Raw genomic sequence first — 25567 nt, 5'->3', positions numbered from 1 at the left:
TAAAACCATGAAAGCACTGTCAAAACTGAAAGCGGAAGAAGGGATTTGGATGACCGACGTGCCTCAGCCGGAGCTGGGCCACAACGACATCATGATCAAAATCCGCAAAACCGCGATCTGCGGCACCGATGTGCATATCTACAACTGGGACGAGTGGTCGCAAAAAACCATTCCGGTTCCGATGGTGGTCGGCCATGAATACGTGGGCGAAGTGGTGGCGATCGGTCAGGAAGTCAAAGGTTTCAGCATTGGCGATCGCGTGTCCGGCGAAGGCCATATAACCTGTGGCCACTGTCGCAACTGCCGCGGCGGCCGCACGCACCTGTGCCGCAACACCGTCGGCGTGGGCGTGAACCGTCCGGGCAGCTTCGCGGAATACCTGGTGATCCCGGCGTTCAACGCCTTCAAGATCCCGGATAACATCTCTGACGAACTGGCTTCGATCTTCGATCCGTTCGGCAATGCGGTGCACACCGCGCTGTCGTTCGATCTGGTCGGTGAAGACGTGCTGGTCTCCGGCGCCGGCCCGATCGGCATCATGGCAGCGGCGGTGTGCAAACACGTTGGCGCCCGTCATGTGGTGATCACCGACGTTAACGAATACCGTCTGGAACTGGCGCGCAAGATGGGCGTGACCCGCGCGGTGAACGTCAGCAAGGAAAACCTCAACGACGTGATGGCCGAGCTGGGCATGACCGAAGGGTTCGACGTCGGTCTGGAAATGTCCGGCGCGCCGCCGGCGTTCCGCACGCTGCTCAATGCGATGAACCACGGCGGGCGTATCGCCATGTTAGGCATTCCACCTTCGGACATGTCGATCGACTGGAACCAGGTCATCTTCAAAGGGCTGTTTATCAAGGGGATTTACGGCCGCGAAATGTTCGAAACCTGGTACAAGATGGCGGCGCTGATCCAGTCCGGGTTGGATTTGACCCCGATCATCACCCACCGCTTCTCGATCGACGAGTTCCAGCAGGGCTTCGACGCCATGCGCTCCGGCAAGTCGGGTAAAGTGGTGCTGAGCTGGGATTGATCTCGGCAAACGTGAAAAGGGCCGGAATTCCGGCCCTTTTTTATGCTTGCGGTTTGGCTTGCGTCCAGTGCTGCCAATGACGCTTGATGAAGGTCACCGGCGGCGAGCTGGCGATGCTGTCGGCGATGACGCCCAGCGCGGTACCGGCGTTGGTTTTTTCCTTCGGCGGTTTGACCTTGCACTGCTTGATGCCGCCGCTGAACGGGTTCTTCGGCTGCGGTTTTTGCGGTTTGACCGGCGGTGGGACGTAGCTGCCGCCAGCATTGCCCTGCGGTTCGTTCAGCAGCGCGCTCGGTTTGACCAGCACGATATCGGCGGGCAGCGACGGCAGCATCTGCTGCAGCACCTTTACCGTCGCCGGGCGCGGGTGGCCGATGGCGATGGCGGAGCCGTTGCGCCGCGCCAATTCGACCGCGCGGTTGAACTGGCGGCGGATGTCGGCTTCGTTCGCGGTATCGTCGAGAAACACCTTGCGTTTGATCACTTTCACGCCGGTGCCGGCCGCGGCGCGGGTCGCCTGGCTGCTGCCGATGGTCATGCTGTCGAGGAAGTACAGGCGGTAGCTTTCGAGCGCCTGCATCACTTTCTGCATGCCCGGCAGGCTGGAGGTCATGGCGCTGCCCATGTGGTTGTTCATGCCGACCGCGTAGGGCACGTTGTTCACCGCATTGCGGATGATGCGCTGGATCTCGTCGCTGCTCATGGAGGGCTGCAGGGTATCGCGCTCCAGCGGCTGCTTGCTGAGCGGCGCCATCGGCATGTGGATCAAGACTTCGCGGCCCTGGCTGTGGGCGCGGGTGGCCATCAGGCGGGCATGCGGCGCGTTGGGCAACACCGCGACCGAGATCGCCGTCGGCATTTGCAGCACCGCGTTTTCTTCGTGAGGGCTGTAGCCCACGTCATCGATGACGATGGAGAGTTTTCCTGCCTGCGCAGCGTAAACCTGCAGCAGACAGCCTATTAACAGAGCTGTTCGGGTTTTGACATAGCGCAAATCTATCTTCCCAACCACGGCAGTGGGTTAACCGCCTGTCCCTGACGACGGATTTCGAAATAGAGCGACGGCGTTCCCTGGCCGCCGCTGGTGCCGACCAGAGCGATCGGCTGGCCGGCGCGCACCTGCGCCCCGACGTTGACCAACGCGCTTTGGTTGTAGCCGTACACGCTCATGTCGCCTTTACCGTGTTCGACCACCACCATCAGGCCATAGCCTTGCAGCCAGTCGGCCAGCAGCACGCGGCCATCGGCGACGGCTTTCACTTCGCTGCCTTCGCGGGCTTCGATCACCATGCCTTTCCAGCGTAGCTCGCCCTGCTGCTGTTCGCCAAAGCCGTGCAGCGTGCGGCCGCGCACCGGCCACATCAGCTGGCCGGCCGGACGACCGAGGCCGCCGGTTCGCGCCATCAGCGAGCGATCGGCTTCGCTAGGTTTGTAGGTCGTGCCGGTTTTCTTCGCCTGCTGCTCCTTGATGCGCACCTGTTCGCGCACCTTGGCCGCTTCACGCGCTTCGCGTTCGGCGCGCGCACGGGCTTCGCGCTCCGCCCGAGCGATCTTGTCGCGCATGCGGGCTTCGTTCTGGCGCAGTTCCACCAGGCGTTGTTGGTCTTTTTCCAGCGAGGCTTCCAGCGCGGTCAGCGTTTTCTTGCGGGCGCCGCGCGCCTGCTCCAGCTTTTGCTGCTGCGTCTGTTGCTCGCCCAGTAAGGATTTTTGCTGGCCCTGTTTGGCCACCAGCGTGGTTTTTTGCTTCGCCAGCTCGGCGCGGGTCTGCTTCAGCTCTTCGATGGTTTTCTGACGCGCTTCGTTCAGATAGCCGAAATAGGCCAGAATACGTTCGCTGCGCTGGCTTTCTTCACCGCTGAGGATCAGCTGCACGGCGCTGTGCTGCCCTTGCCGGAAGGCGGCATCGAGCTGTTTGGCGAGGAGGTTCTGTTGGGCCGATTGCTGCTTTTGCAGTTTGGCTATCGAGGCGTTCAGGCCGGAAATGTCTTTGCCCAGCTGGGTGAGCGTGCCCTGGGTGTCGCGCAACTGGCGGCTGGCTTGGGCGATGGTTTTTTCCTGCTGACGCAGCTGATCCTGCAGCGAGCTGCGCTGCTGTTGCTGCTGCTTCACCGCTTTTTCTTTCTCGGCGATGCTCTGCTGGATGTCTTTCAGCTGGGATTTATTGTCTTCCGCCGCCTGGCCGGCGAGCGGCAACAGCAAGACGCCAGCGCAAAATACGCTGGCGCACATGGCGGTGAACATCCTTGGCGCGGTGCGTTCAGGCAGCGGTCGGCTGCCTGCGTTTGCGCTTCGGGTTACCCTTGATAGTGCAAAAAACGCCTTCTCCCTCATGGAGAAGGATTATTCCACGATGAACAGCGGCTTACCAGTCATCTCTTGCGGGATTTCCATTCCCATCAGCGTTAACAGGGTTGGCGCGATGTCCGAAAGCTTGCCGCCTTCGACCGCCCGCGCCGGTTTGCCGACGTAAATCAATGGCACCGGCAGGCTGGTGTGGGCGGTGTGCGCCTGGCCGGTGGCCGGATCGCGCATCTGCTCGGCGTTGCCGTGATCGGCGGTGATCAGTAGCTGGCCGTCGACGTCGCGCACCGCATCAACCACCTGGGCGATGCAGGCGTCCAACGTCTCCACCGCTTTGACCGCCGCTTCATAAACGCCGGTATGCCCCACCATGTCGCCGTTCGGGTAGTTGCAGATAATGGCATCGTATTTGCCGCTGCGGATGGCGCTCAGCAGCTTGTCGGTCAGCTCGGCGGCGCTCATCTCCGGCTGCAGATCGTAGGTGGCGACCTTCGGTGAGTTGACCAGCACGCGGTCTTCGCCCTTGAACGGCGCTTCCACGCCGCCGTTATAGAAGAAGGTGACGTGGGCGTATTTTTCGGTTTCCGAGATGCGCAGCTGGGTTTTGTCGTGCTTCATCAGCCATTCGCCGAAGGTGTTGGCCAGCGACGCCGGCGGATAGGCGCAGGCGGTCGCGATGTCGGCGGCGTATTCGGTCAGCATCACGAAATCGCCGAACTGCACCTGTTTGGCGCGTGGGAAACCGTCGAAATCCGCGTTCACGAAGGCGCGGGTGATCTGGCGCGCGCGGTCGGCGCGGAAGTTCATGAAGATCAACGCGTCGCCGTCCTGCATCGCGGCATCGGCCTCACCGGCGGCGCGGATCACGGTCGGTCTGACGAACTCGTCGTTTTCACCGCGCTGATAAGCGGCCTGCAGGCCGGCGATCGCATCCTCGGCCACGGAGTCGCCTTTGGCCGCGGTCAGCAGGTCATAGGCCAGCTGCACGCGATCCCAGCGGTTGTCGCGGTCCATCGCGTAGTAGCGGCCGATCAGCGAGGCGATGCGCCCGACGCCCAACGCGGCGAAGGCGTCACGGCAGCGTTGCAGCGGGGCTTCGGCGCTGCGCGGCGGCGTGTCGCGCCCGTCGAGGAAGGCATGCAGATAAACGGCTTTGGCGCCGCGTTGTGCAGCCAGCTTGATCATGGCCAGGATGTGCTCGTCGTGGCTGTGCACGCCGCCCGGCGACAGCAGGCCCATGATATGCACCGCCTTGCCGGCCGCTACGGCCTTATCGACGGCGGCGGTCAGCACCGGGTTGGCGAAGAAGTCGCCGTCGGCGATCGCTTTGTCCAGCCGGGTCAGATCCTGGTACACGATGCGGCCGGCGCCCAGGTTGACGTGGCCGACTTCAGAGTTGCCCATTTGCCCATCGGGCAGGCCGACATCCAGCCCGGAAGCGGCGATCAGCGTATGCGGCTGCTCTCGCCACAGGCGATCCATCACCGGAGTGCCGGCGTTCAGGATCGCGTTGTCCTGCCGCTCTTCACGATGGCCGTAACCGTCCAGGATCACCAGTACCATCGGTTTTTTGTTGCTCGACATTGCATTGACCTCTTATGAACTTTTTAAGCTGCGAATAGCCATGCGCCCGCCGCAGGCATGGCTATTCGCCCTCGAAAAACCGGCTGATTTTACACCGCCGGCGGCGATAAATAGCCCAAAGAGATCAAGGTTGCGGCGAATCGCGCGGGCTTTTATGCTCTGACGTCGGGAATTTCTCAGCGCAGCCCGCAGTTTCTACAATCGCGCTTGCTTATTGGCTGTATTTGCTGCACTCGGCAGGTATACTCTGGAACCTTGACTTATTTATCCCTTAACTGACGGGAGTTGTTACACCCCATGCTGCAAGAAATTATGCCATTCGTAAGCAGACACCCTATTCTGAGCCTGGCTTGGATCGCTCTGCTGGTCGCCGTGATCGTCATGACCTTCAAAAGCCGTTTCTCCAAGGTTAAAGAGATCGCCCGCGGTGAAGCTATTCGCCTGATCAACAAAGAAGAAGCCGTGGTGGTCGACACCCGCAGCCGCGACGATTTCCGCCGTGGTCACCTGGCCAACGCCATCAACCTGACCGCCAGCGAAATCAAAAACGGCAGCCTGGGCGAGCTGGAAAAACACAAAGCGCAGCCGATCATTGTCGTGTGCGCCAACGGCACCGCCTCCCGCGAGCCGGCGGAGAACCTGAGCAAGGCCGGTTTTGAAAAGGTGACTATGCTGAAAGACGGCATTTCCGGCTGGAGCGGAGAAAACCTGCCGCTGGTGCGCGGTAAGTAACCGTTTAACCTATTTGAGGTGGCAATCCATGGCTAACATTGATATCTACACCAAAGCGACCTGTCCGTTCTGCCATCGCGCCAAGGCGCTGTTGAACAGCAAGGGCGCGGCGTTTAACGAGATCGCCATCGACGGCGATAACGCCAAGCGCGAAGTGATGATCGAGCGCAGCGGGCGCACCACGGTGCCGCAGATTTTCATCGACGGCCGGCATATCGGCGGCTGCGATGATTTATATGAACTCGATGCTCGCGGCGGCCTGGATCCGCTGCTTTAAGCAGCTTGCCGGTTCACCGAGTGTCAATAAGGACGTTTAACCAAGGGTATTACTCACATGTCAGAACAAAACAGCACCGAAATGGCTTTCCAGATCCAACGTATTTATACCAAGGACATCTCCTTCGAAGCGCCGAATGCGCCGCAGGTTTTCCAGCAGGAATGGCAGCCGGAAGTTAAACTTGATCTGGATACCGCGTCCAGCCAGCTGGCTGACGAAGTGTATGAAGTGGTACTGCGCGTAACCGTGACGGCGAGCCTGGGCGAAGAAACTGCGTTCCTGTGCGAAGTGCAACAGGCGGGCATCTTCTCGGTAGCAGGCATCGAAGGCACGCAGCTGGCGCATTGCCTGGGTGCATACTGCCCGAACATCCTGTTCCCGTATGCGCGCGAGTGCATCACCAGCCTGGTTTCCCGCGGCACATTCCCGCAGCTGAACCTGGCACCGGTCAACTTTGACGCGCTGTTCATGAACTATCTGCAGCAGCAGGCGGAAGGCGAAGGTGCCGCACCACATCAGGATGCCTGATGAACACCGTCAATGCTTCAATGACTGTCATCGGTGCCGGCTCGTACGGCACCGCATTGGCCATTACGCTGGCGCGTAACGGCCACTCCGTGGTGCTGTGGGGGCACAACCCCGCGCAAATTCAAACGTTGCAGCAAGATCGCTGCAATCAGGCGTTTCTGCCCGACGTTCCCTTCCCCGATACCCTGCTGCTTGAAGCCGATTTGGCGCGTGCGCTGGCGGCCAGCCGCGACGTGCTGGTGGTGGTGCCGAGCCACGTGTTCGGCGACGTGCTGCGCCAGCTGAAGCCGCATCTGCGCCCGGACGCCCGCATCGTGTGGGCCACCAAGGGGCTGGAAGCGGAAACCGGCCGGTTGCTGCAGGACGTGGCGCGTGAGGCGTTGGGCGAGACGATCCCGCTGGCGGTGCTCTCCGGGCCGACGTTCGCCAAAGAGCTGGCCGCCGGCCTGCCGACGGCGATCGCGCTGGCGGCGACCGATGCGCAGTTCGCCGACGATCTGCAACAGCTGCTGCACTGCGGCAAGAGCTTCCGCGTCTATAGCAATCCCGACTTCATCGGCGTGCAGCTTGGCGGCGCGGTGAAGAACGTGATCGCCATCGGCGCCGGCATGTCCGACGGCATCGGTTTCGGCGCCAACGCCCGCACCGCGTTGATTACACGCGGGCTGGCGGAAATGAGCCGTCTGGGTTCTGCGCTGGGCGCCGATCCTTCGACGTTCATGGGCATGGCGGGGCTGGGGGATCTGGTGCTAACCTGCACGGACAACCAATCGCGCAACCGCCGCTTCGGTATTATGCTGGGGCAGGGCAAAGGCGTACAGGAAGCGCAGGACAGCATCGGCCAGGTGGTCGAGGGCTATCGCAATACCAAAGAGGTGTTGGCGCTGGCGCAGCGGCACGGCGTGGAAATGCCGATCACCGAACAGATTTATCAGGTGCTTTACTGCCATAAAGACGCCCGCGAAGCGGCGCTGAGCCTGCTGGGGCGAGCCCGAAAGGACGAAAAACCCAGCGCGTGACATAAAACGATATGCCGGGGCAGCGTGCTGACCCCGCAAATGACCTGGGCCGCTTCGCGCTACCGTGCGAAGCGGCCCGTTTGGCAAGGCAGAGGGGAATGTGATGTCGTCAGAAGAGTTGGAGCAGGTCTGGAACAGCATTAAATCAGAAGCGCGAGCACTGGCTGATTGTGAACCGATGCTGGCCAGCTTTTTCCATGCGACGTTGCTCAAGCACGAGAATCTGGGCAGCGCGCTCAGCTATATGCTGGCCAACAAGCTGGCGACGCCGATCATGCCCGCCATCGCGGTGCGCGAGGTGGTGGAAGAGGCCTACAAGTCCGACAACCAGATGATCGTTTCGGCGGCGCGCGATATCCTTGCGGTGCGGCTGCGCGACCCGGCGGTCGATAAATACTCCACGCCGCTGCTTTACCTGAAAGGGTTCCATGCGCTGCAGGCTTACCGTATCGGTCACTGGCTGTGGCAGCAAGGGCGGCAAGCGCTGGCTATCTACCTGCAAAATCAAATTTCCGTTGCCTTCGGCGTGGACATCCACCCGGCGGCGACCATCGGCTGCGGCATCATGCTCGACCACGCCACCGGCATCGTGATCGGTGAAACGGCGGTGGTGGAGAACAACGTCTCTATCCTGCAGTCGGTCACCCTGGGCGGTACCGGTAAAACCAGCGGCGACCGTCACCCGAAAATTCGCGAAGGGGTGATGATTGGCGCCGGCGCCAAAATTCTCGGCAATATCGAAGTGGGCAAGGGCGCGAAGATCGGCGCGGGTTCGGTGGTCTTGCAGGCGATACCGCCGCACACCACCGCCGCCGGCGTGCCGGCGCGCATCGTCGGGCGTCCGGAGAGCGATACGCCGTCGATGGATATGGACCAATACTTCAACGGCACCAATCACGGCTTTGAGTACGGCGACGGCATTTGAGTGCCGTCTGCGCAGCCATTCAGGGGGAGCTTCGGCTCCCCCTGTGTTTTTCAGGCGGCGGTCAGCCCTGTTTCGGGAAGTTGGTGATATCGGTAACGATGTCGTCGATCGCCGCCTTGACGTCATCCGCCGTGACCGGCGTGCTGTCGTTGTTGACGGTTTTGCCGTAAGCCTTGCGTACCACTTCCATCACCGTTTTACCGGTATCCTGGTCGATCAGCTCGCCTTCGATATACAGCGCGGTATTTTGCGTCCGGTGCCCGGTAGCCGCCATGGTGCTGGCAACGACCGCCGCGACCGGTACCACCTCATAGAACTTCATGTCTTCGTTTTCGGCGGAAACGGCGGTGATGGCGAGTTTGGCTACCAACACACGTGAGCCTGCCGGGCTGGGCAGAATGGTGAAGCGGTTCTGCAACGCGGCTTTAATCCGCTGGGTCGCATACGCCTTGATTTTGTTCAGCGTGTCCTGGCTGACGCGCGTGGTCGGTTTTTCCGCCGGGAAATAGACCACCGGTTGGAAATAGAGGCCGCGGTAGTTGGATTCCTTGTAGTTTGGATCTATCCAGCGCAGCGTTTTATGGCCGCTTGGCGAGGTGGTTTCCTGCAGTTTGCTGTAATCGGACAAGAAGCCCGAATATTGAGACGTTTGGGTGACTTTGGACGAACAGCCCGCCAGCAACAGGCCCGCTGCCAGAACCGCCATGGCAACGCTCAAGCGTTGTTTCTTCATATGGTTTCCTAGATGAGTGGTGATTACCCTTACAAAACATAGCGCATTATCTGTGCCTCATCGGGCATTTTCGGGGCCGGGCGTGCCCTGCCGCGGCCTTTTTTCAGGATCGTGATGCGCCGCCGGTTTTCGCCGCCAGCGCCGGTGATAAGGCGGCGAGTAGGGTATCCGCTCTGGCCAGCGCCTGGCGTTGCTCAACTTGCCATAGGGGCAACAACGGCCAGAGATCCGCCTGATGCTCGGCCTGCAGGCACCAGACCTCCCGATCGTGCCAGTCGCCGAGGGCGTTTTGCGCCGCTTTGAGGCACGCCGTCGCTTCGGGAGAGAGGGGAAGGCGTTGCGGATAGGCTTCGGCGGCGTAACGCAGGCGTTTTATCAACAGCCGCAGACGGTGGCGATCGTAGCCGGTATCGGCCAATGCCCGGCGCAGTTGCCGTTGCTGGCGTTGCAGGCGTCGGTTCAGGCGGTATTTGGCGGTGCGTCGCGCGGTGCGGCGGAAGCGGCGCGGCCAGGCGTGCAACAGCGAGGGAAAGTCGATGAGCTGCGGATGGGTGAGCAGTTGACGGCAGCGAGCCTGAAGATCGCTCCGGCGCACGTTGGCCTGCCAATCGAGGCGATGGCGTGCCAGTTCGGCGATCAGCACCTCGAGATCGCGCAGCGGCGTCGTGAGCCGCCCTAACTCGGCGGCGGCTCGATCGAGCCGCGTTGCGCCGGGGCAGCCGCGCAACGGGCGCAACAGGCTGCGAATGCGGCGCAGACAGACGCGCAGGTCGTGCAGCGCTTCGCTGTCTTGCGCCTGCTGCAGCCGCAGCAGCGCCTCGTTCAGCGCCGTCTCGAGGCGGCGAAGCTGGGTGACAATATCCTCGATGAAAGCCATGTGCCGTTCCTGGAGAGAACATCGCAGCGATGATGCTTCCAGTATGGCGCGTCGTCGCGGATTATGCCTTGATCAGCGCGCCGGCATAGTCCAGCTGCCGCCAGGCCTCATACACTACCACCGATACGGCATTCGACAGGTTCATGCTGCGGCTTTGCGCCTGCATCGGGATGCGGATTTTTTGCTGCGCAGGCAGCGCATCGAGGATGTCGGCGGGCAACCCGCGCGTTTCCGGGCCGAACAGCAGGTAGTCGCCGGCCTGATAGCTGACGGCGCTGTGCGCCGGCGTGCCTTTGGTGGTCAGGGCAAACAGCCGCTGTGGGTTTTCGGCGGCGAGAAAGGCGGCGTAATCGGCATGGCGGCTGACGCGGGTGAACTCATGGTAGTCCAACCCGGCGCGGCGCAGGCGCTTGTCGTCCCACGGGAATCCCAGCGGTTCGATCAGGTGCAGGTTAAAGCCGGTATTGGCACACAGGCGGATGATATTGCCGGTGTTGGGTGGAATTTCGGGTTCAAATAAAACGATGTTCAGCATGTTGCAGGCCCCTCGTGAACGAGGGGCGCAGGATAGCAAACTCTTACTGTTCTGTCTTAGTCGACAAACGTTGATGATGCAGCGGTAGCCACAGCACCAACCTCAGGCCGCCAAGCGGGCTGTCTTCGGCCTTCACCCAGCCGCGATGCTGGTTGACCGCCGCTTCGACGATCGCCAGGCCGAGGCCGGTGCCGCCGGATTCGCGGTCGCGCGCTTCATCGGTGCGGTAGAACGGACGGAAGATCTGCTCGCGGTCTTCGGTACTGACGCCGGGGCCGTCGTCGTCAACCTGGATGGTCACGCCCTGATTGTCGGCGCTGAACGCCACGGCAATGCGGGTGTGCGAATAACGCAGGGCGTTGCGCACGATGTTTTCCAACGCGCTGTCCAGCGCACTCGCGTTGCCGAACAGCGTCCAAGGGCCGGGCGGCGCGGTGATCTCCAACTGCTTGCCCATCTGTTCCGCTTCGAAACGAGCATTGTCCAGCACGTCGGCCCACAGGTCGTTGGCCTTCAGCTGCTCGCGCGCCAGCTCGCCTTTTTGCTGCCCGCGCGACAGCGCCAGCAGATCGTTGATCATCGAATCCAGCCGCTGCGCTTCGGTTTCGATGCGCGCCAGCTCGTGGCCTTCACCATGGCGGCGGCGCATCAGCGCGGTGGCCAGCTGCAGGCGCGTCAGCGGCGTGCGCAGCTCGTGCGAGATGTCCGAGATCAGCCGTTGCTGCGCGTTCATCATGCGCTCCAGCGCGCTGACCATCTGGTTGAAGCTGGCGCCGGTGGCCAGAAACTCCTGCGGGCCGGCTTCCAGTTCCGGATGCTGCTTCAGGTTGCCACGCGCCACGTCATCGGCGGCGTTCTTCAGCTTGCGCGCCGGTTTCGCCAGGCTCCAGGCCAGCCACAGCAGCAGCGGGGCGCTGATCAGCATGGTGACGATCAGCAGCAGCAGCGGCCGGTCGAACATCAGGTTGATGAAATCGGATTGCGGGCTGTTGGCGGGGCGGATCAGGTACAGCTGGTAGTTGTCTTCGCCGTCGCGTACCGCGAACGGCCCGACCAGCTCGACGCGGCCGTACTTTTTCTTCTTCGGATGATCTGAATTATCGGATTGGCCGATGAAGTTGCGGACGATCTGCATTTCATTGCGCTGCGCGCCGATCACCCGGCCTTCGCTGGTGACCAGCAGCAGGCGTTGGCCCGGTGGCGCCCATTTGTCGATGGCGCGGAACAGGCGGCGCCACCACATCAGATCGTTGGCCGGATCGTTTTGCAACTCGGCCTCGACGTGCTGTTCCAGCATCAACCCCTGCCGCTGCTCGCTGTCGAGCAGCGAGGTCATTTGGCGGGAGTCGAGCTTGGGCACCATCAGCACCAGCATTAGCACCAGGGCTAACGTGAACCAGAAAATGGCGAAGATGCGTGCCGTCAAACTGTTGATCATGTTGCAGATACCATCAAATAACCCCGCCCGCGCAGGGTTTTGAACCACGGATGCCCGTCTTTGCGATCCGGCAGCTTACGCCGCAGGTTGGAAATGTGCATGTCGATGGCGCGATCGAACGGGGTCAGGCGTTTGCCCAGCACTTCCTGGCTCAGCAGTTCGCGCGACACAACCTGGCCGAGATGCTGCGCCAGCAGGTAAAGCAGGGTGAATTCGGTGCCGGTCAGATCCAGTACCTGGCCGTCGAAGCTGGCCTCCTGGCGGCCGGGGTTGAGCTGCAGGCCATCGACGTCCAGCGTCGGGGCGCCGCTGTCGACCTGCTGCTGCTGTTCGCTCCAGTTGGAACGGCGCAGAATGGCGCGAATGCGCGCGACCAGTTCGCGATCGTTGAAGGGTTTCGGCAGATAATCATCGGCGCCCAGCTCCAGGCCCAGCACGCGGTCCAGTTCGCTGCCGCGCGCGGTCAGCATGATGACCGGCGTCTGGTGATGTTGGCGCAGTTCTTTCAGCGTATCGATGCCGTTTTTCTTCGGCATCATGATGTCGAGCAGCAGCAGATCGACGGAGCTGTCCAGCAGCGACAACGCCTGCTCGCCATCGTGCGCGACGACGATATTAAAACCTTCCATTTCAAGCAGTTCTTTTAACAGCGAGGTCAACTCGCGGTCGTCGTCAACTAACAGAATCTTGTTCATTATGATTTACCTCCAGACGCAAAATACGTCATCAACTGTTGCCATTCCATGACTTTACGTAGTTTTACATGCACTGACGCAGGTTTTCAGGTGTAGCGGTACACTGCTCCTCGTTGATTCGCAAAGTGAGAAAGCTTGAGGAGTTGAAATGCGTAAGGTGACCGCATTAGTTATGGCATCACTGCTGGCAATTGGTTCGACCGCTGCCTTCGCTGCCGACACTATACCGGACACAGCCCAACCTCCCGGCAACGACGCGATGACCCGAATACCCGGCCAGCACCATATGTTCGACGGTGTCAGCCTCAGTGAACAGCAGCGCCAGCAAATGCGCGATTTGATGCGCCAGGCCCGGCACGATCTGCCTGGTGTCAATGTAGCTGAAATGGAAGCCATGCATAAACTGGTGACCGCAGAGAAATTTGACGAAGCCGCCGTGTATGCCCAGGCGGAAAAGATGGCCCAACAGCAGGTCAAGCGCCAGGTCGAAATGGCCCGGGTGCGCAACCAAATGTATAACCTGCTGACGCCAGAGCAAAAAAGTGTTTTAGACCAGAAACATCAGCAGCGTATGCAGCAGATGGAGCAACAAATTTCTGGTTTGCAGCAAGCTTCTGCCCAGAAGTGAAGTACGACTGAGTAGTCCCCTGTTTTTCCTTGCCATAGACACCATCCCTGTCTTCCCCGCCATGATGGCGGGGTTTTTTTTATCCGACATTTCGCTATATTGAGCGCCACACCTTTTGACCGGGATCCCTTCATGGAACAGCGCTATGCACGCATGGTAAAGTCCGCTGCGTTAGCCGCTACCGCACTGGCGTCGTCGCTGCTGTTGATCAAAATCGTCGCCTGGTACCACACCGGTTCGGTCAGCTTGCTGGCGGCGCTGGTGGATTCGTTGGTCGATATTGCCGCCTCGCTGACCAACCTTCTGGTGGTGCGCTATTCGCTGCAGCCGGCCGATGCCGAGCACACCTTTGGCCACGGCAAAGCGGAGTCGCTGGCGGCGCTGGCGCAAAGCATGTTTATTTCCGGCTCCGCCCTGTTTCTGTTCCTCACCGGCTTCCAGCATCTGTATGCGCCGCAAACGCTGCGCGATCCCGGCATTGGGGTCGTCGTGACGGTGATCGCGCTGATCAGCACCCTGATTCTGGTCACCTACCAACGTTGGGTGGTCAGAAAAACCCGTAGTCAGGCCGTGCGCGCAGATATGCTGCATTATCAGTCAGATGTCATGATGAATGGTGCTATTCTTATCGCTCTTGGGCTAAGCTGGTACGGCTTCCGGCGGGCGGACGCGTTGTTCGCGCTGGGCATCGGCGTTTACATCCTGTATAGCGCGCTGCGCATGGGCTACGAAGCGGTGCAGTCGCTGTTGGATCGGGCGTTGCCAGATGACGAACGCCAGGTGATTGTCGAGGTGGTTTCTTCCTGGCCCGGGGTGAAAGGCGCGCACGATCTGCGCACGCGGCAGTCGGGGCCGACGCGCTTTATCCAGCTGCATCTGGAGATGGAAGATACGCTGCCGCTGCGCGAGGCACACCGGTTGGCCGACCAGGTGGAACAGGCGCTGCTGCACCGTTTTGCGGGGGCGGACGTCATTATTCACCTGGATCCGTGCTCCGTGGTGCCGCCGGGTAGGCAGGGGCATTGGGAGCTATAATCAGATAGAGGCACAGATCGAAGTTTTATCATGAATATCTGAGTTAGCTCAGCGTGCCATGCGGTGTTTTTACCGTTATATTGCGTGACTTGAATCAATTCAGCTGGGTGTTTTTGATATAATATCCAGCAATAAGCCGTAAAGCTGGTTTTCTGCAGCCGGAGAGGTTTCAAGACGATCGGCGGAGACAGAATTCTTAAGAAATTGCATCTACACAGTTCAGAGGTAGTCATGATCAAGAAAATCGGTGTACTGACGAGCGGCGGTGATTCGCCGGGTATGAACGCTGCAATCCGCGGCGTTGTGCGTTCTGCGCTTTCAGAAGGTCTGGAAGTTTTTGGTATTTACGATGGCTACCTTGGCTTGTACGAAGATCGCATGGAGCAGCTGGACCGCTATAGCGTGTCCGATATGATCAACCGCGGCGGCACCTTCCTCGGCTCGGCCCGCTTCCCGGAGTTCAGGGATGAAAACGTGCGCGCCAAGGCGATTGAAAACCTGAAGAATCGCGGCATCGACGCGCTGGTGGTGATCGGCGGCGACGGTTCCTACATGGGCGCCAAACGCCTGACGGAAGAAGGCTTCCCGTGCATCGGTCTGCCGGGCACCATCGATAACGACGTTGCCGGCACCGACTACACCATCGGTTACTTCACCGCGCTGGAAACCGTGGTGGAAGCGATCGACCGCCTGCGCGATACCTCCTCTTCGCACCAGCGTATCTCCATCGTGGAAGTAATGGGCCGTTACTGCGGCGATCTGACGCTGGCGGCGGCGATTGCCGGCGGTTGCGAATTCATCGTGCTGCCTGAAATCGAATTCAACCGCGAAGATCTGGTGTGCGAAATCAAGGCCGGTATCGCCAAGGGTAAAAAACACGCCATCGTGGCGATCACCGAGCACATCTGCGACATCGATGAGCTGGCGCGCCACATCGAGCAGGAAACCAAGCGTGAAACCCGCGCCACCGTGCTGGGCCACATTCAACGCGGCGGTTCGCCGGTTGCCTACGATCGCATCCTGGCCTCGCGCATGGGCGCCTACGCCATCGAGCTGCTGCTGCAGGGCTACGGTGGCCGCTGCGTCGGTATCCAGAACGAAAAAATGGTGCACCACGACATCATCGACGCGATCGAAAACATGAAGCGTCCGTTCAAGGGCGACTGGCTGGAAACGGCGAAAAAACTGTACTGATACGCCGCTCACCGCACGACAGAAAAGCCTCCGCTCGCGGGGGCTTTTTTATGCCCGTCGGCGATATATTCCGGAATCATCTATCCCAAAATTTTTTATTCTTTAATTGCCGGGAAAGTTTCTGGCAGGCTCTGATGCTAAATCAACCGATTGAGGTTGCGCTTAATTTTCTGGGAGAGCCTGTCGATGCGTAAATGGGGTGTAGGTCTGACATTGGTGCTGTTGGCGTCCGGCGCCATGGCGAAGGATATTCAATTGCTGAACGTGTCCTACGATCCGACGCGTGAGTTCTATCAGGCTTACAACACGGCATTCAGCAAGCACTATCAGGCGGAAACCGGCGACAAGGTGACGGTGCGCCAGTCGCATGGTGGCTCCGGCAAACAGGCGACTTCGGTGATCAACGGTATCGAGGCCGACGTGGTGACGCTGGCATTGGCCTATGACGTCGACGCCATCGCCGAACGCGGGCGTATCGAGAAAGACTGGATCAAACGCCTGCCGGACAACTCGGCGCCTTACACCTCGACCATCGTCTTCCTGGTGCGCAAAGGCAACCCGAAACAAATTCACGACTGGCCCGATTTGCTCAAGCCGGGCGTGTCGGTGATCACCCCGAACCCGAAAACCTCCGGCGGTGCCCGCTGGAACTACCTGGCCGCCTGGGGCTACGCGTTGCACCACAACAACAACGATAAGGCCAAGGCGCAGGAGTTCGTCAAAAACCTGTACAAGAACGTCGAAGTGCTGGATTCCGGCGCGCGCGGCTCGACCAACACCTTCGTTGAGCGCGGCATCGGCGACGTACTGATCGCCTGGGAAAACGAAGCGTTGCTGGCGGAGAAAGAGCTGGGCAAAGACAAGTTCGAGATTATCACCCCGAGTGAATCGATCCTGGCCGAACCGACGGTGTCGGTAGTGGATAAGGTGGTCGATAAACGCGGTACCCGCGATGTGGCGACCGCCTACCTGAAGTATCTGTATTCGCCGGAAGGGCAGACCATCGCGGCACAGCACTATTACCGTCCGCGCGATGCGGCGGTGGCGGCCAAGTTCGCCGGGCAGTTCCCACAGCTGAAGCTGTTCACCGTGGATGACACCTTCGGCGGCTGGACCGAAGCGCAGAAGGTGCACTTCGCCACCGGCGGCGTGTTCGATGAGATCAGCAAACGCTGATGCCGGCTGAGCGGCAATAAAAAACCCCGGCAAGCCGGGGTTTTTTTATGGCAAGCCTAAGGCAATCAGGCTTTTTTCGCTGCGGCAGCGGCTTTGACGATCACGGCGAAAGCGTCGGCTTTCAGCGAGGCGCCGCCAACCAGCGCGCCGTCGATGTCCGGCTGAGAGAACAGCTCTGCGGCGTTCTTGTCGTTCACCGAGCCGCCGTACTGGATGATGATTTCAGCGGCAACCGCGGCATCGTGTTTGGCGATGTGGTCACGGATAAATTTGTGCACGGCCTGCGCTTGCGCAGGGGTAGCGGACTTACCGGTACCGATGGCCCAGACCGGCTCATAGGCGATCACGGTGCCTTTCATCGCCGGTGCGCCCAGCGTTTTCAGCACGGCGTCGATCTGGCGCGCGCACACTTCTTCAGTTTTGCCCGCAGCGTTTTCCGCTTCGGTTTCACCGATGCACAGCACCGGGATCAGGCCGGCTTCTTTCAGCACGGCGAATTTCTCGGCGATGACTTCGTCGCTTTCTTTGTGGTAGGTGCGACGCTCGGAGTGGCCGATGATGATGTACTGGGCACCGACGTCTTTCAGCATGTTGGCGGAAACTTCACCGGTGAAGGCGCCGGACAGGTTAACGTCCACGTTCTGCGCGCCCAGCGCGATGCGGCTGCCGGCCAGCGCGTGCTTGGCCTGATCCAGATACATCACCGGCGGGGCGATGGCGACGCCACAGCCGTCAACGCTGCTCAGCTCATTGCGCAGGCCGGCGATCAGTTCGTTGACCATGTGGGTGCTGCCGTTAAGCTTCCAGTTACCCATAACTAATGGATGACGCATGTTTTTTTCCTCCAACTAGAAAACGCGAGAGTCGAAATGACAACTGCCGGACCGGCAGTTTACCTGCCCAACAGTATAGAGATCATTAAGCGCGAAGGCTTTGCTTTTCGTCATTAAATGCCGCGCCGTTACGGCTCGGAAAGCGCCAGCTTAATCGGTTCAACCGCGAAGGTTACGCCTTTATCGCCGTTGTCCGAGACGACATAGCGAATGGCGCCGACCTGCTGTTGGTAAAAGCGCGACCCTTTGCCTTTTTCCAGCAGGTTGTTCACCTTGTTCTGGCTCTGTTCCACCGTCAACGCCGGTTCGAACTGGCGCATCAGCGCCGCCATATAGCTGATGGCGATGGCACGCGCGGCTTTTTCTTCATTGGCCTGCTGCAGCGGCAGGTGAGTGATCTGCAACGTTTTGATTTTACCGGTGCCTTTCTCCAGCGCGGTGGAGGCGTACAGGTTTTCGTTGAGTTTGCTGGCGGCGCGCGTCAGCAGCGGCGAATCGTCTTCGGTGGCGGGAATGGCGCGGAATTCGCCAATCGGCAGCTTCGGGTTATCGCGGTTGTATTTTTCGCGGAATTTGACCACCGTCAGATCGAACGTCGGTGCCCCGGCCAGCAGGTAAGGTGCGGCGGGCGTCGCATCGGCGGGCGGCGGATCGGCCCAGGCGCTGGCGGCCACCTGCAGCAGGCAGGCGATGACGAGGGTTTTTCTCAGCATGGCGTATGGCATCAAGGACAAAGATGGCTCCGATTAAAGCGATAACCTGCGGGGCTTGTCAAAGATCCCACGCCATTATCGGTTCGCTGACGAGAAAGCTGTGCGGCGCACCGCGTTATGCGAGGCGGAAAACTCGGCCCGGCAGCGCCTATGTTACACTGCGGCGCAGAATATGGGCAGGCTTAGAGCGCAGGAATCGATGACGTTACAACAGTGGTGTTTTTCTTTTAGGGGCCGCATCGGGCGGCGCGACTTCTGGATTTGGATGGGGCTGTGGTTGGCGCTGATGGCGGCGGCGTTTACGCTGGCCAATTATCAGCTGGTCGCCATCCAATCCATCGCCTTCTTTATCGTGGCGCTGCTGTGGCCGACGGCGGCGGTGCTGGTCAAGCGCCTGCACGATCGCAACAAGGCCGGCTGGTGGGCGCTGCTGCTGATTCTGGCGTGGATGCTGGCGGCGGGGAACTGGCAGATGCTGGCGCCGATCTGGCAATGGGGCGTCGGGCGTTTCATTCCGACGCTGATTATCGTGATGATGATGATCGATCTGGGTGCCTTCGTCGGCACGCCGGGAGATAACCGGTTCGGCCCGGAAGCCGAACCGGTGAAGTTCCGCTGACCCTCGCCGGGTTACCAGTAGTGTTCGCTGGTGATGTGGCCCGGCTTGCGGCGCAGGTGCTTGCGCATCTGGCGGTGGTCTTTCAGCGTTTGCTGGGTATCCCGCACCATTTGCGGGTTGCCGCACAGCATCACGTGGCTGGTTTCGGCGTCGATAGTCAAACCGATCGCCGCTTCCAGCCGGCCGTCCTCGATCAGCGCCGGTACGCGGCCGGTCAATGAGCCTGGCGCCTCTTCGCGGCTGACGACGGTCTGGATGCGCAGCTTGCCGTTGTAGCGTTGCTGCAGTTGCTGCATCAGCGGCAGGTAGCTCAGGTCACGCGCAAAGCGCGCGGCGTGCACCAGCACCAGGTTGTTGAAGCGCTCCAGGCCGGCGCCCTGCTGCAGAATCGATAAATAGGGGCCGATGGCGGTGCCGGTCGCCAGCATCCATAGCGTATCGCAGTCGGGCACCTCGTCCAGCACGAAGAAGCCGGCCGCTTCTTTGGTTACCATCACGTCCGAGCCCGGCTGCAGCTGGCTGAGGCGCGGGCTCAGTTTGCCTTCCGGCACGGTGACCAGATAGAACTCCAGATTGGCGTCGTCGGGGGCATTGACGTAGGAGTAGGCGCGTTGCACCCGTTCGCCGTCGATCTCCAGCGCCAGCTTGGCAAATTGCCCGGCGGTGAAAGGATCGATGGGGGCATTGACCACCAGGCTGAGCAGCCCGTCGGTCCATTGTTTTACCTGCGTAACCTTGCCGTTTACCCATTCAGCCATACTCTAAAGCTCCCGTGGTCGAATCAAATAAGCACAATGTCGTGAGCCGGAAATGGCGTGCGCGGTGCGCTCTACCCGGTAGTCGTTGCCGAACAGGCGGTGAAACAGCTGCAGCTCGGAATTGCACAGGCTGCTGCAGCTGGAACCGGCCACGCCAATCGGGCAGTGGTTTTCCACCAACAGCGCGCCGTGCGGGTGGTCGAACAATTCGGCCATGTAACCGTCGTGTTGCCTCAGGCGCACCAGGCGGGCTAACCGGTCCTGATGGCTGCGCTCGGCGGACAGCTCTTCGGCATAACGCAGATAAAGCTGCTCTTCGCGCGCGCTGAGCAACGGTTCCACCCCGGCGCCGCCAAACAGCTGCAGCGCGGATGCCCGCAGCCGCTCCTGATCGGCGGCGGCAAAGGCGTGCCCTCGCTCGGTCAGTGACCAGTAGCGCGTCGGGCGGCCGACCTTGCTGCGCGCTTCTTCGTAACAAACCAACTCACGTTTTTCCAGGGATTGCAGATGTTGTCGGATGCCCATCGGCGTGATGTCCAGACGCTCTGCCAGCATTTTGGCCGAGTGCGGGCCGAGAGCCTTTAACTGCAATAAAATCAGCTCAGGTGTTTTCATGAACCAAATCCCTATGGTGTTATTTTATTTCAAGTTGATGAAAAGAATTATCGATTAAATGCTAAAGCGCGGCTACTGCAAGGGCGCTATTTTTAACTCCAAAGCGTTAGGCGTACAGTTTAATTTACGAGCCTGGTCGGGTTTGCTGCCAGTGTGACCTGGATCAATATCTGCCTGAAACTCGCTAAAAAAATCAGATTTGATTAGTTTATGCCGCCATAGAGGGCTGCTCGCCGTTCTGGCTGCTGCAACGGCCATACCGGGACGCTGTGACGAGTTGAAACGTTAACGAAGATAATGAGAAAACTAGAGAATTTTCACCTGCTGGTGATGCTTATCCTGTTGGTCGCCGTCGGCCAGATGGCGCAAACCATTTATGTTCCCGTGATTGCTGATATCGCCCACGATCTGTCGGTTCGCACCGGCGCCGTGCAACGGGTGATGGCGGCATATCTGCTGACCTACGGTTTCTCCCAGCTGATTTACGGGCCGATATCGGATCGTATCGGGCGTCGTCCGGTGATCCTGACCGGCATGATGATCTTCCTGGTCGGTGCGCTGGGCGCGCTGCTGTCCACCAACCTGACGATGCTGGTCGCCGCCAGCGCGATTCAGGGCATGGGCACCGGCGTGGCGGGCGTGATGGCGCGCACCATGCCGCGCGATCTGTATGCCGGCACCGCGCTGCGCTACGCCAACAGCCTGCTGAACATGGGGATTCTGGTTAGCCCGCTGTTGGCGCCGGTGATCGGCGGCGCATTGGCGATGGTGTTCGGCTGGCGCGCCTGTTACGCCTTCCTGCTGGCGCTGTGCGCCTGCGTCGCCTTCGCCATGTTTCGCTGGTTGCCGGAGACCCGCCCGGTGCAGACGGAAAAACGCCGCATGCTGGCCAGTTTTCGCCAGCTGCTGGGCGACAGCACCTTCAGCTGCTATCTGGTGATGCTGATCGGCGCGCTGGCGGGGATTGCGGTATTCGAGGCCAGCTGCGGCGTGTTGATGGGCGGCGTGTTGGGGCTGAGCGGTCTGACCGTCAGCATCCTGTTCATTCTGCCGATCCCGGCGGCGTTTTTCGGCGCCTGGTACGCCGGGCGCGACGGCAAGACCTTCCATACGCTGATGTGGCATTCGGTGATTAGCTGCCTGCTGGCGGGGGCGATGATGTGGATCCCGGGCTGGTTCGGCGTGATGAACATCTGGACGCTGATCGTGCCGGCCGCGCTGTTCTTCTTCGGCGCCGGCATGCTGTTCCCGCTGGCCACCACCGGGGCGATGGAGCCGTTCCCTTACCTGGCCGGCGCGGCGGGCGCGCTGGTGGGCGGCATGCAGAACATGGGATCGGGTCTCGCGACCTGGCTTTCTGCCATGCTGCCGCAAACCGGGCAGTTCAGCCTCGGATTGCTGATGTTCGCGATGGCGCTGCTGATCCTGCTGTGCTGGTGGCCGCTGTCCAACCGGATGCAACATCAGGGGCATACCGCATAACCCTCTTCCTGAACCGGCGCAGGCCTTAGTCTTGCAAGACGACTAAGGTCCTGCCGCCGGTTTGACCCAGGTTATTACTGCGCTGAGGCGATCGGCATACACTTTACCGACAGTATTTTTCCGGGTTATTCGCTATGTCATCACTGCAGTTCATTCAACGTGTTCCCATCGGCTTCTTTGGGATGGTTCTGGGGGTTTTCGGCCTCGGCAGCGCCTGGCGATACGCCGCCACGCTCGGCTATGGGCCCGGCTGGCTGGGTGAGTCGCTCATCTTTCTCGGCAGTGCTATCTGGCTGGCGTTGGCGCTGATCTATCTCTGCCGCTGCCTGATTGACCCACGCGCGGTGCGTGACGAGTTTCGCAACAACACTCAGTTCAGTTTTATCAGCCTGCTTCCGGCAGGCGGCGTGTTGGTGTCCATCGGTCTGCCCCCCTACAGCCTGCCGCTGGCGAATGGGCTGATGGTCGCGGGCTCCGTCGGCCAGCTCATCTTCTCGGCCTGGCGCTGTGCGCCGTTGTGGCGCGGCGAGTTCGCGTCGGAGGCCACGACGCCGGGATTCTACCTGCCGACGGTGGCCGCTAACTTTATCTGCGCGATGGCGTTTGGCACCGCCGGCCACCCTGATATCGGCATGATGTTTCTTGGCGCCGGTTTGATTTCATGGCTGACCCTCGAACCCGCCATCATCCACCGTCTGCGTACCAAGGCCGCGCTGCCGGCCGCCGCCCGCGGCGTTATCGGTATTCAGCTGGCTCCGGCTTTTGTCGCCTGCTACGCGTGGTTATGCGTCAATGGCAACGACTTCGATACGTTCGCCTTAATCCTGTTGGGCTACGGCCTGCTGCAGCTGTTTTTTATGTTCAGGTTGGTGCGTTGGTTTTTTGCCGGTGGCTTCAGCCCGGGCATGTGGGCTTTCTCGTTCGGCTTATCGGCGATGGCGAACGCGTCGCTGCGGTTGTTGCAGGGCCAGCGCGGGGCAGATATGCAAGTGCTGGCCTGGGGGCTGTTCGCGTTGGCTAACCTGCTGCTCATCGGCCTGATGGTGAAGACGCTGTGGCTGCTGTTGCGTGGGAAACTGCTGCCCGCCAAAACGCCGGTGGCGGGATGAACCCGCCCTCAGCGGCTGCTGGGGGCGGTCTCCTGTCGGCTTACAGCAAAAACTCGTGCAGCGCCGGGTCTTTGCGATCCAGATAGTGGGTCGAACGGATGCGGCGGATGGTGCGCGACTTGCCGCGGATCAGCAGGGTTTCGGTCGTGGCCATGTTGCCCTGGCGGCTGATGCCCTCCAGCAGATCGCCCTTGGTGATGCCGGTGGCGGAGAAGATCACGTTGTCGTTGCGCGCCATCTGGTCCATGCGCAGCACCTGACCGGCCTCGATACCCATTTCCCGGCAGCGCGCCAGCTCCTGTTCGCCGATGCGGCGGTTCTCGGCGCTGTCGCCTTTCACCTCATGGCGCGGCAGCAAACGCGCCTGCATGTCGCCGTCCAGCGCGCGGATCACCGCGGCTGAGATCACCCCTTCCGGCGCGCCGCCGATGCCATACATCACATCGACCTCGCTTTCCGGCATGCAGGTGAGAATGGAGGCCGCCACGTCGCCGTCAGGAATGGCGAACACCCGCACGCCCAGCTGTTGCATCTGCGCGATGACGCCGTCGTGGCGCGGTTTGGCCAAGACGATCACCGTCAGCTGCGACAGCGGTTTGCCCAGCTGTGCGGCGATGTTCTGCAGATTCTCCGCCAGCGGCAGGTCGAGATCGATGGCGCCGCGCGCCGCCGGGCCGACCACCAGCTTCTCCATGTACATGTCCGGCGCGTGCAGGAAGGTGCCGCGATCGCCCACCGCCAATACGGCCAACGCATTGGACTGGCCCATGGCGGTCATGCGGGTGCCTTCGATCGGATCGACCGCGATGTCGACCGCGTCGCCCTGGCCGGTGCCGACCTGTTCGCCGATATACAGCATCGGTGCTTCGTCGATCTCGCCTTCGCCGATCACGATGCGGCCATCGATATCCACTTTGTTGAGCATGATGCGCATGGCGTGGACCGCCGCACCGTCGGCGGCGTTCTTGTCGCCGCGTCCCAGCCATTTGTAGCCCGCCAGCGCGGCGGCTTCGGTAACGCGGGAAAATTCGATGGCTAATTCACGTTTCATGGCAAACCTGTCAGTGAGAAAGGGAAGAAAATATCGGCAAAGTCTATCACAGCGTGGTGGCGGCGGGGCGGAGCAAAAAAAAGCGCCGCCCGCAGGCAGCGCTTGTTGGAGAAACGGCAGCTTCGGGATTACTCGTGATCTTCCCATGCCTGAGCACGAGCCACCGCTTTTTTCCAGCCGCTGTAGCGGTAGTTGCGTTCGGTGGTTTCGATGCTTGGGCGGAATTCGCGCTCAATCACCGCTTTGCTCTTCACTTCATCCAGATCGTTCCAGTAGCCGATGGCCAGGCCTGCCAGGAACGCGGCACCCAGCGCCGTCGATTCACGCACTTCAGGACGCTCTACGCGGGTGCCGAGGATATCGGACTGGAACTGCATCAGGAAGTTGTTGGCGACCGCGCCGCCGTCCACGCGCAGCGATTGCAGGCGGGTGTTGGCGTCGGCCTGCATGGCGTCCAGCACGTCACGGGTCTGGAAGGCGATGGATTCCAGCGTGGCGCGGATGATGTGGTTGCTGTTGGCGCCACGGGTCAGGCCGAAGATGGCGCCGCGGGCATACGGATCCCAGTAAGGGGCGCCCAGGCCGGTGAAGGCCGGCACCACATAGACGCCGTTGCTGTCTTTCACCTTGGTGGCGAAGTATTCGGAGTCGGCGGCGTCGCTGATCAGTTTCAGCTCATCGCGCAACCACTGGATAGACGCACCGCCGATGAACACTGCGCCTTCCAGCGCATAGTTCACTTCGCCGCGCGGGCCGCAGGCGATGGTGGTCAGCAGGCCGTTTTTCGAGCGTACCGCTTCTTTGCCGGTGTTCATCAGCAGGAAGCAGCCGGTGCCGTAGGTGTTCTTCGCCATGCCCGGTTGAACGCACAGCTGGCCGTACAGCGCTGCCTGCTGGTCACCGGCGATACCGGCGATAGGAATACGCGTGCCGCCTTTACCGCCGATGTTGGTCTGGCCGTACACCTCGGAGGAAGGACGGACTTTCGGCAGCATGGCGCGCGGGATATCCAGCACTTCCAGCATGCGCTCATCCCAGTCCAGCTCGTGGATGTTGAACATCATGGTGCGTGAGGCGTTGGTGTAATCGGTAACGTGTACGCGCCCCTGGGTCATTTTCCACACCAGCCAGGTATCGACGGTGCCGAACAGCAGTTCGCCGCGCTTGGCGCGCTCGCGGGCGCCTTCGACGTTGTCCAGGATCCACTTCACCTTGGTGCCGGAGAAGTACGGGTCAACCACCAGGCCGGTGTTGTGACGGATGTACTCTTCCAGCCCGTCGCGCTTGAGCTTCTCGCAGATGTCGGCGGTGCGGCGGCACTGCCAGACGATGGCGTTGTAAATTGGCTTGCCGGTCTCTTTTTCCCAGACGATGGTGGTTTCGCGCTGGTTGGTGATGCCAATGCCGGCGATCTGATCGGAATTGATGTCGGCTTTCGCCAGCACTTCTACCAGCGTCGAGCTTTGCGACGCCCAGATCTCCATCGGGTCGTGCTCAACCCAGCCGGCCTTTGGATAGATCTGCGGGAATTCGCGCTGCGATACCGCAACGATGTTGGCGTCGTGATCGAGCACGACGGCGCGTGAGCTGGTGGTCCCTTGGTCGAGTGCGACAATGTATTTTTTTTCTACAGTCATGGTAATTATCCTGCTGTTGTTAACCGTGTAAAACTGCACC

The 25567-nt window shown here is 60.7% G+C and carries 27 protein-coding genes; 13 read left to right on the top strand and 14 right to left on the bottom strand.

All coding sequences use genetic code 11. The features are described from left to right. Positions 1-7: 7 nt before the first annotated feature. Complete coding sequence (tdh, locus tag HMPREF3138_RS06375) at positions 8-1033, top strand: L-threonine 3-dehydrogenase (protein WP_025304682.1); 1026 nt, start codon at positions 8-10, stop codon at positions 1031-1033. A 40-nt stretch (positions 1034-1073) separates the two neighbouring features. Here tdh and HMPREF3138_RS06370 read toward each other — a convergent pair whose 3' ends face one another. The 3 genes from HMPREF3138_RS06370 to gpmM are packed head-to-tail and all read right to left on the bottom strand — an operon-like array spanning position 1074 to position 4918. Next, positions 1074-2027, bottom strand: a complete 954-nt coding sequence (locus HMPREF3138_RS06370; protein WP_070558831.1) for a divergent polysaccharide deacetylase family protein — start codon at positions 2025-2027, stop codon at positions 1074-1076. Between the two features lie 2 nt (positions 2028-2029). Further along, a complete protein-coding gene (gene envC, locus HMPREF3138_RS06365) occupies positions 2030-3364 on the bottom strand; it encodes a murein hydrolase activator EnvC (RefSeq protein WP_038872616.1) in 1335 nt (444 codons plus the stop codon). A gap of 9 nt (positions 3365-3373) precedes the next feature. Next, positions 3374-4918, bottom strand: coding sequence for a 2,3-bisphosphoglycerate-independent phosphoglycerate mutase (gene gpmM, locus HMPREF3138_RS06360; protein ID WP_038872619.1), 1545 nt, complete (start codon positions 4916-4918; stop codon positions 3374-3376). Positions 4919-5215: 297 nt separating this feature from the next. Here gpmM and HMPREF3138_RS06355 point away from each other — a divergent pair, with 297 nt between their 5' ends. From HMPREF3138_RS06355 to cysE, 5 genes are all read left to right on the top strand, one after another. After that, positions 5216-5650, top strand: coding sequence for a rhodanese-like domain-containing protein (locus HMPREF3138_RS06355; protein ID WP_038872623.1), 435 nt, complete (start codon positions 5216-5218; stop codon positions 5648-5650). A gap of 28 nt (positions 5651-5678) precedes the next feature. After that, positions 5679-5927 carry a glutaredoxin 3 gene (gene grxC / locus HMPREF3138_RS06350; protein ID WP_004931142.1) on the top strand — a complete coding sequence of 83 codons (249 nt, stop codon included), beginning with the start codon at positions 5679-5681 and terminating at the stop codon, positions 5925-5927. A gap of 57 nt (positions 5928-5984) precedes the next feature. Next, positions 5985-6455, top strand: a complete 471-nt coding sequence (gene secB, locus HMPREF3138_RS06345) for a protein-export chaperone SecB (RefSeq protein WP_025304678.1) — start codon at positions 5985-5987, stop codon at positions 6453-6455. After that, a complete protein-coding gene (gene gpsA, locus HMPREF3138_RS06340) occupies positions 6455-7474 on the top strand; it encodes an NAD(P)H-dependent glycerol-3-phosphate dehydrogenase (protein ID WP_038872626.1) in 1020 nt (339 codons plus the stop codon). The genes secB and gpsA overlap by 1 nt, the downstream gene beginning before the upstream one ends. Positions 7475-7577: 103 nt before the next feature. After that, on the top strand, positions 7578-8399 hold the full coding sequence (cysE, locus tag HMPREF3138_RS06335) for a serine O-acetyltransferase (RefSeq protein ID WP_004931135.1): 822 nt from the start codon (positions 7578-7580) through the stop codon (positions 8397-8399). A 61-nt stretch (positions 8400-8460) separates the two neighbouring features. Here cysE and HMPREF3138_RS06330 read toward each other — a convergent pair whose 3' ends face one another. From HMPREF3138_RS06330 to cpxR, 5 genes are all read right to left on the bottom strand, one after another. Continuing rightward, positions 8461-9132: a DUF3313 domain-containing protein gene (locus tag HMPREF3138_RS06330; protein WP_038872629.1), complete on the bottom strand. Its 672-nt coding sequence runs from the start codon at positions 9130-9132 to the stop codon at positions 8461-8463. Positions 9133-9235: 103 nt separating this feature from the next. Then, positions 9236-10009: a CHAD domain-containing protein gene (locus HMPREF3138_RS06325; RefSeq protein ID WP_038872632.1), complete on the bottom strand. Its 774-nt coding sequence runs from the start codon at positions 10007-10009 to the stop codon at positions 9236-9238. Positions 10010-10070: 61 nt separating this feature from the next. Next, positions 10071-10544 (bottom strand): tRNA (uridine(34)/cytosine(34)/5-carboxymethylaminomethyluridine(34)-2'-O)-methyltransferase TrmL, encoded by a 474-nt coding sequence (gene trmL, locus HMPREF3138_RS06320; RefSeq protein ID WP_004931130.1) that lies wholly within the window; start codon positions 10542-10544, stop codon positions 10071-10073. Between the two features lie 43 nt (positions 10545-10587). Next, positions 10588-11982 (bottom strand): envelope stress sensor histidine kinase CpxA, encoded by a 1395-nt coding sequence (gene cpxA / locus HMPREF3138_RS06315; protein ID WP_038872635.1) that lies wholly within the window; start codon positions 11980-11982, stop codon positions 10588-10590. Continuing rightward, positions 11979-12677 carry an envelope stress response regulator transcription factor CpxR gene (gene cpxR / locus HMPREF3138_RS06310; protein WP_004931124.1) on the bottom strand — a complete coding sequence of 233 codons (699 nt, stop codon included), beginning with the start codon at positions 12675-12677 and terminating at the stop codon, positions 11979-11981. Before cpxR ends, cpxA begins: the two co-directional genes overlap by 4 nt. A 148-nt stretch (positions 12678-12825) precedes the next feature. Between cpxR and cpxP the strand changes: the two genes are divergently transcribed. The 4 genes from cpxP to HMPREF3138_RS06290 all read left to right on the top strand — a co-directional run bounded on the left by cpxP (position 12826) and on the right by HMPREF3138_RS06290 (position 16710). Continuing rightward, positions 12826-13305: a cell-envelope stress modulator CpxP gene (gene cpxP / locus HMPREF3138_RS06305; protein WP_004931122.1), complete on the top strand. Its 480-nt coding sequence runs from the start codon at positions 12826-12828 to the stop codon at positions 13303-13305. A gap of 132 nt (positions 13306-13437) precedes the next feature. Beyond that, positions 13438-14340: a CDF family cation-efflux transporter FieF gene (gene fieF / locus HMPREF3138_RS06300; RefSeq protein ID WP_038872638.1), complete on the top strand. Its 903-nt coding sequence runs from the start codon at positions 13438-13440 to the stop codon at positions 14338-14340. A 231-nt stretch (positions 14341-14571) separates the two neighbouring features. Then, entirely contained in the window at positions 14572-15534 is a 963-nt protein-coding gene (pfkA, locus tag HMPREF3138_RS06295; protein WP_004931116.1) for a 6-phosphofructokinase, read from the top strand. Positions 15535-15720: 186 nt separating this feature from the next. Then, a complete protein-coding gene (locus HMPREF3138_RS06290) occupies positions 15721-16710 on the top strand; it encodes a sulfate ABC transporter substrate-binding protein (protein WP_038872640.1) in 990 nt (329 codons plus the stop codon). A 65-nt stretch (positions 16711-16775) separates the two neighbouring features. Here the strand turns inward: HMPREF3138_RS06290 and tpiA are convergent, their stop codons facing one another. Further along, positions 16776-17543, bottom strand: a complete 768-nt coding sequence (tpiA, locus tag HMPREF3138_RS06285; protein WP_004931113.1) for a triose-phosphate isomerase — start codon at positions 17541-17543, stop codon at positions 16776-16778. 128 nt (positions 17544-17671) lie between these two features. Next, the gene (locus HMPREF3138_RS06280; RefSeq protein ID WP_038872643.1) at positions 17672-18256 is read right to left on the bottom strand and encodes a DUF1454 family protein; all 585 of its coding nucleotides are present in this window, start codon (positions 18254-18256) and stop codon (positions 17672-17674) included. A gap of 199 nt (positions 18257-18455) precedes the next feature. Here HMPREF3138_RS06280 and HMPREF3138_RS06275 point away from each other — a divergent pair, with 199 nt between their 5' ends. Continuing rightward, on the top strand, positions 18456-18875 hold the full coding sequence (locus tag HMPREF3138_RS06275) for a DUF805 domain-containing protein (protein WP_038872646.1): 420 nt from the start codon (positions 18456-18458) through the stop codon (positions 18873-18875). 11 nt (positions 18876-18886) lie between these two features. Here the strand turns inward: HMPREF3138_RS06275 and fpr are convergent, their stop codons facing one another. Together fpr and HMPREF3138_RS06265 are read right to left on the bottom strand one after the other, a co-directional pair. After that, entirely contained in the window at positions 18887-19633 is a 747-nt protein-coding gene (gene fpr, locus HMPREF3138_RS06270) for a ferredoxin--NADP(+) reductase (RefSeq protein ID WP_038872649.1), read from the bottom strand. Positions 19634-19636: 3 nt separating this feature from the next. Continuing rightward, on the bottom strand, positions 19637-20248 hold the full coding sequence (locus HMPREF3138_RS06265; protein WP_038872652.1) for a helix-turn-helix transcriptional regulator: 612 nt from the start codon (positions 20246-20248) through the stop codon (positions 19637-19639). Positions 20249-20545: 297 nt separating this feature from the next. Here HMPREF3138_RS06265 and emrD point away from each other — a divergent pair, with 297 nt between their 5' ends. Then, on the top strand, positions 20546-21730 hold the full coding sequence (gene emrD / locus HMPREF3138_RS06260; RefSeq protein ID WP_004931102.1) for a multidrug efflux MFS transporter EmrD: 1185 nt from the start codon (positions 20546-20548) through the stop codon (positions 21728-21730). A 134-nt stretch (positions 21731-21864) separates the two neighbouring features. Then, complete coding sequence (gene tehA / locus HMPREF3138_RS06255) at positions 21865-22839, top strand: dicarboxylate transporter/tellurite-resistance protein TehA (protein WP_038872655.1); 975 nt, start codon at positions 21865-21867, stop codon at positions 22837-22839. A gap of 40 nt (positions 22840-22879) precedes the next feature. Here the strand turns inward: tehA and glpX are convergent, their stop codons facing one another. Further along, on the bottom strand, positions 22880-23890 hold the full coding sequence (gene glpX, locus HMPREF3138_RS06250; RefSeq protein ID WP_038872658.1) for a class II fructose-bisphosphatase: 1011 nt from the start codon (positions 23888-23890) through the stop codon (positions 22880-22882). 128 nt (positions 23891-24018) lie between these two features. Further along, complete coding sequence (gene glpK / locus HMPREF3138_RS06245) at positions 24019-25527, bottom strand: glycerol kinase GlpK (RefSeq protein ID WP_038872661.1); 1509 nt, start codon at positions 25525-25527, stop codon at positions 24019-24021. Between the last annotated feature and the right edge of the window lie 40 nt (positions 25528-25567).

Origin of the sequence: Serratia sp. HMSC15F11 (genome assembly GCF_001808215.1) — a bacterium.
GTDB classification, from domain to species: domain Bacteria; phylum Pseudomonadota; class Gammaproteobacteria; order Enterobacterales; family Enterobacteriaceae; genus Serratia; species Serratia nevei.
The sequence above is the reverse complement of the archived record's forward strand: the minus strand, read 5'-3'. Positions and strand labels throughout refer to the sequence as shown.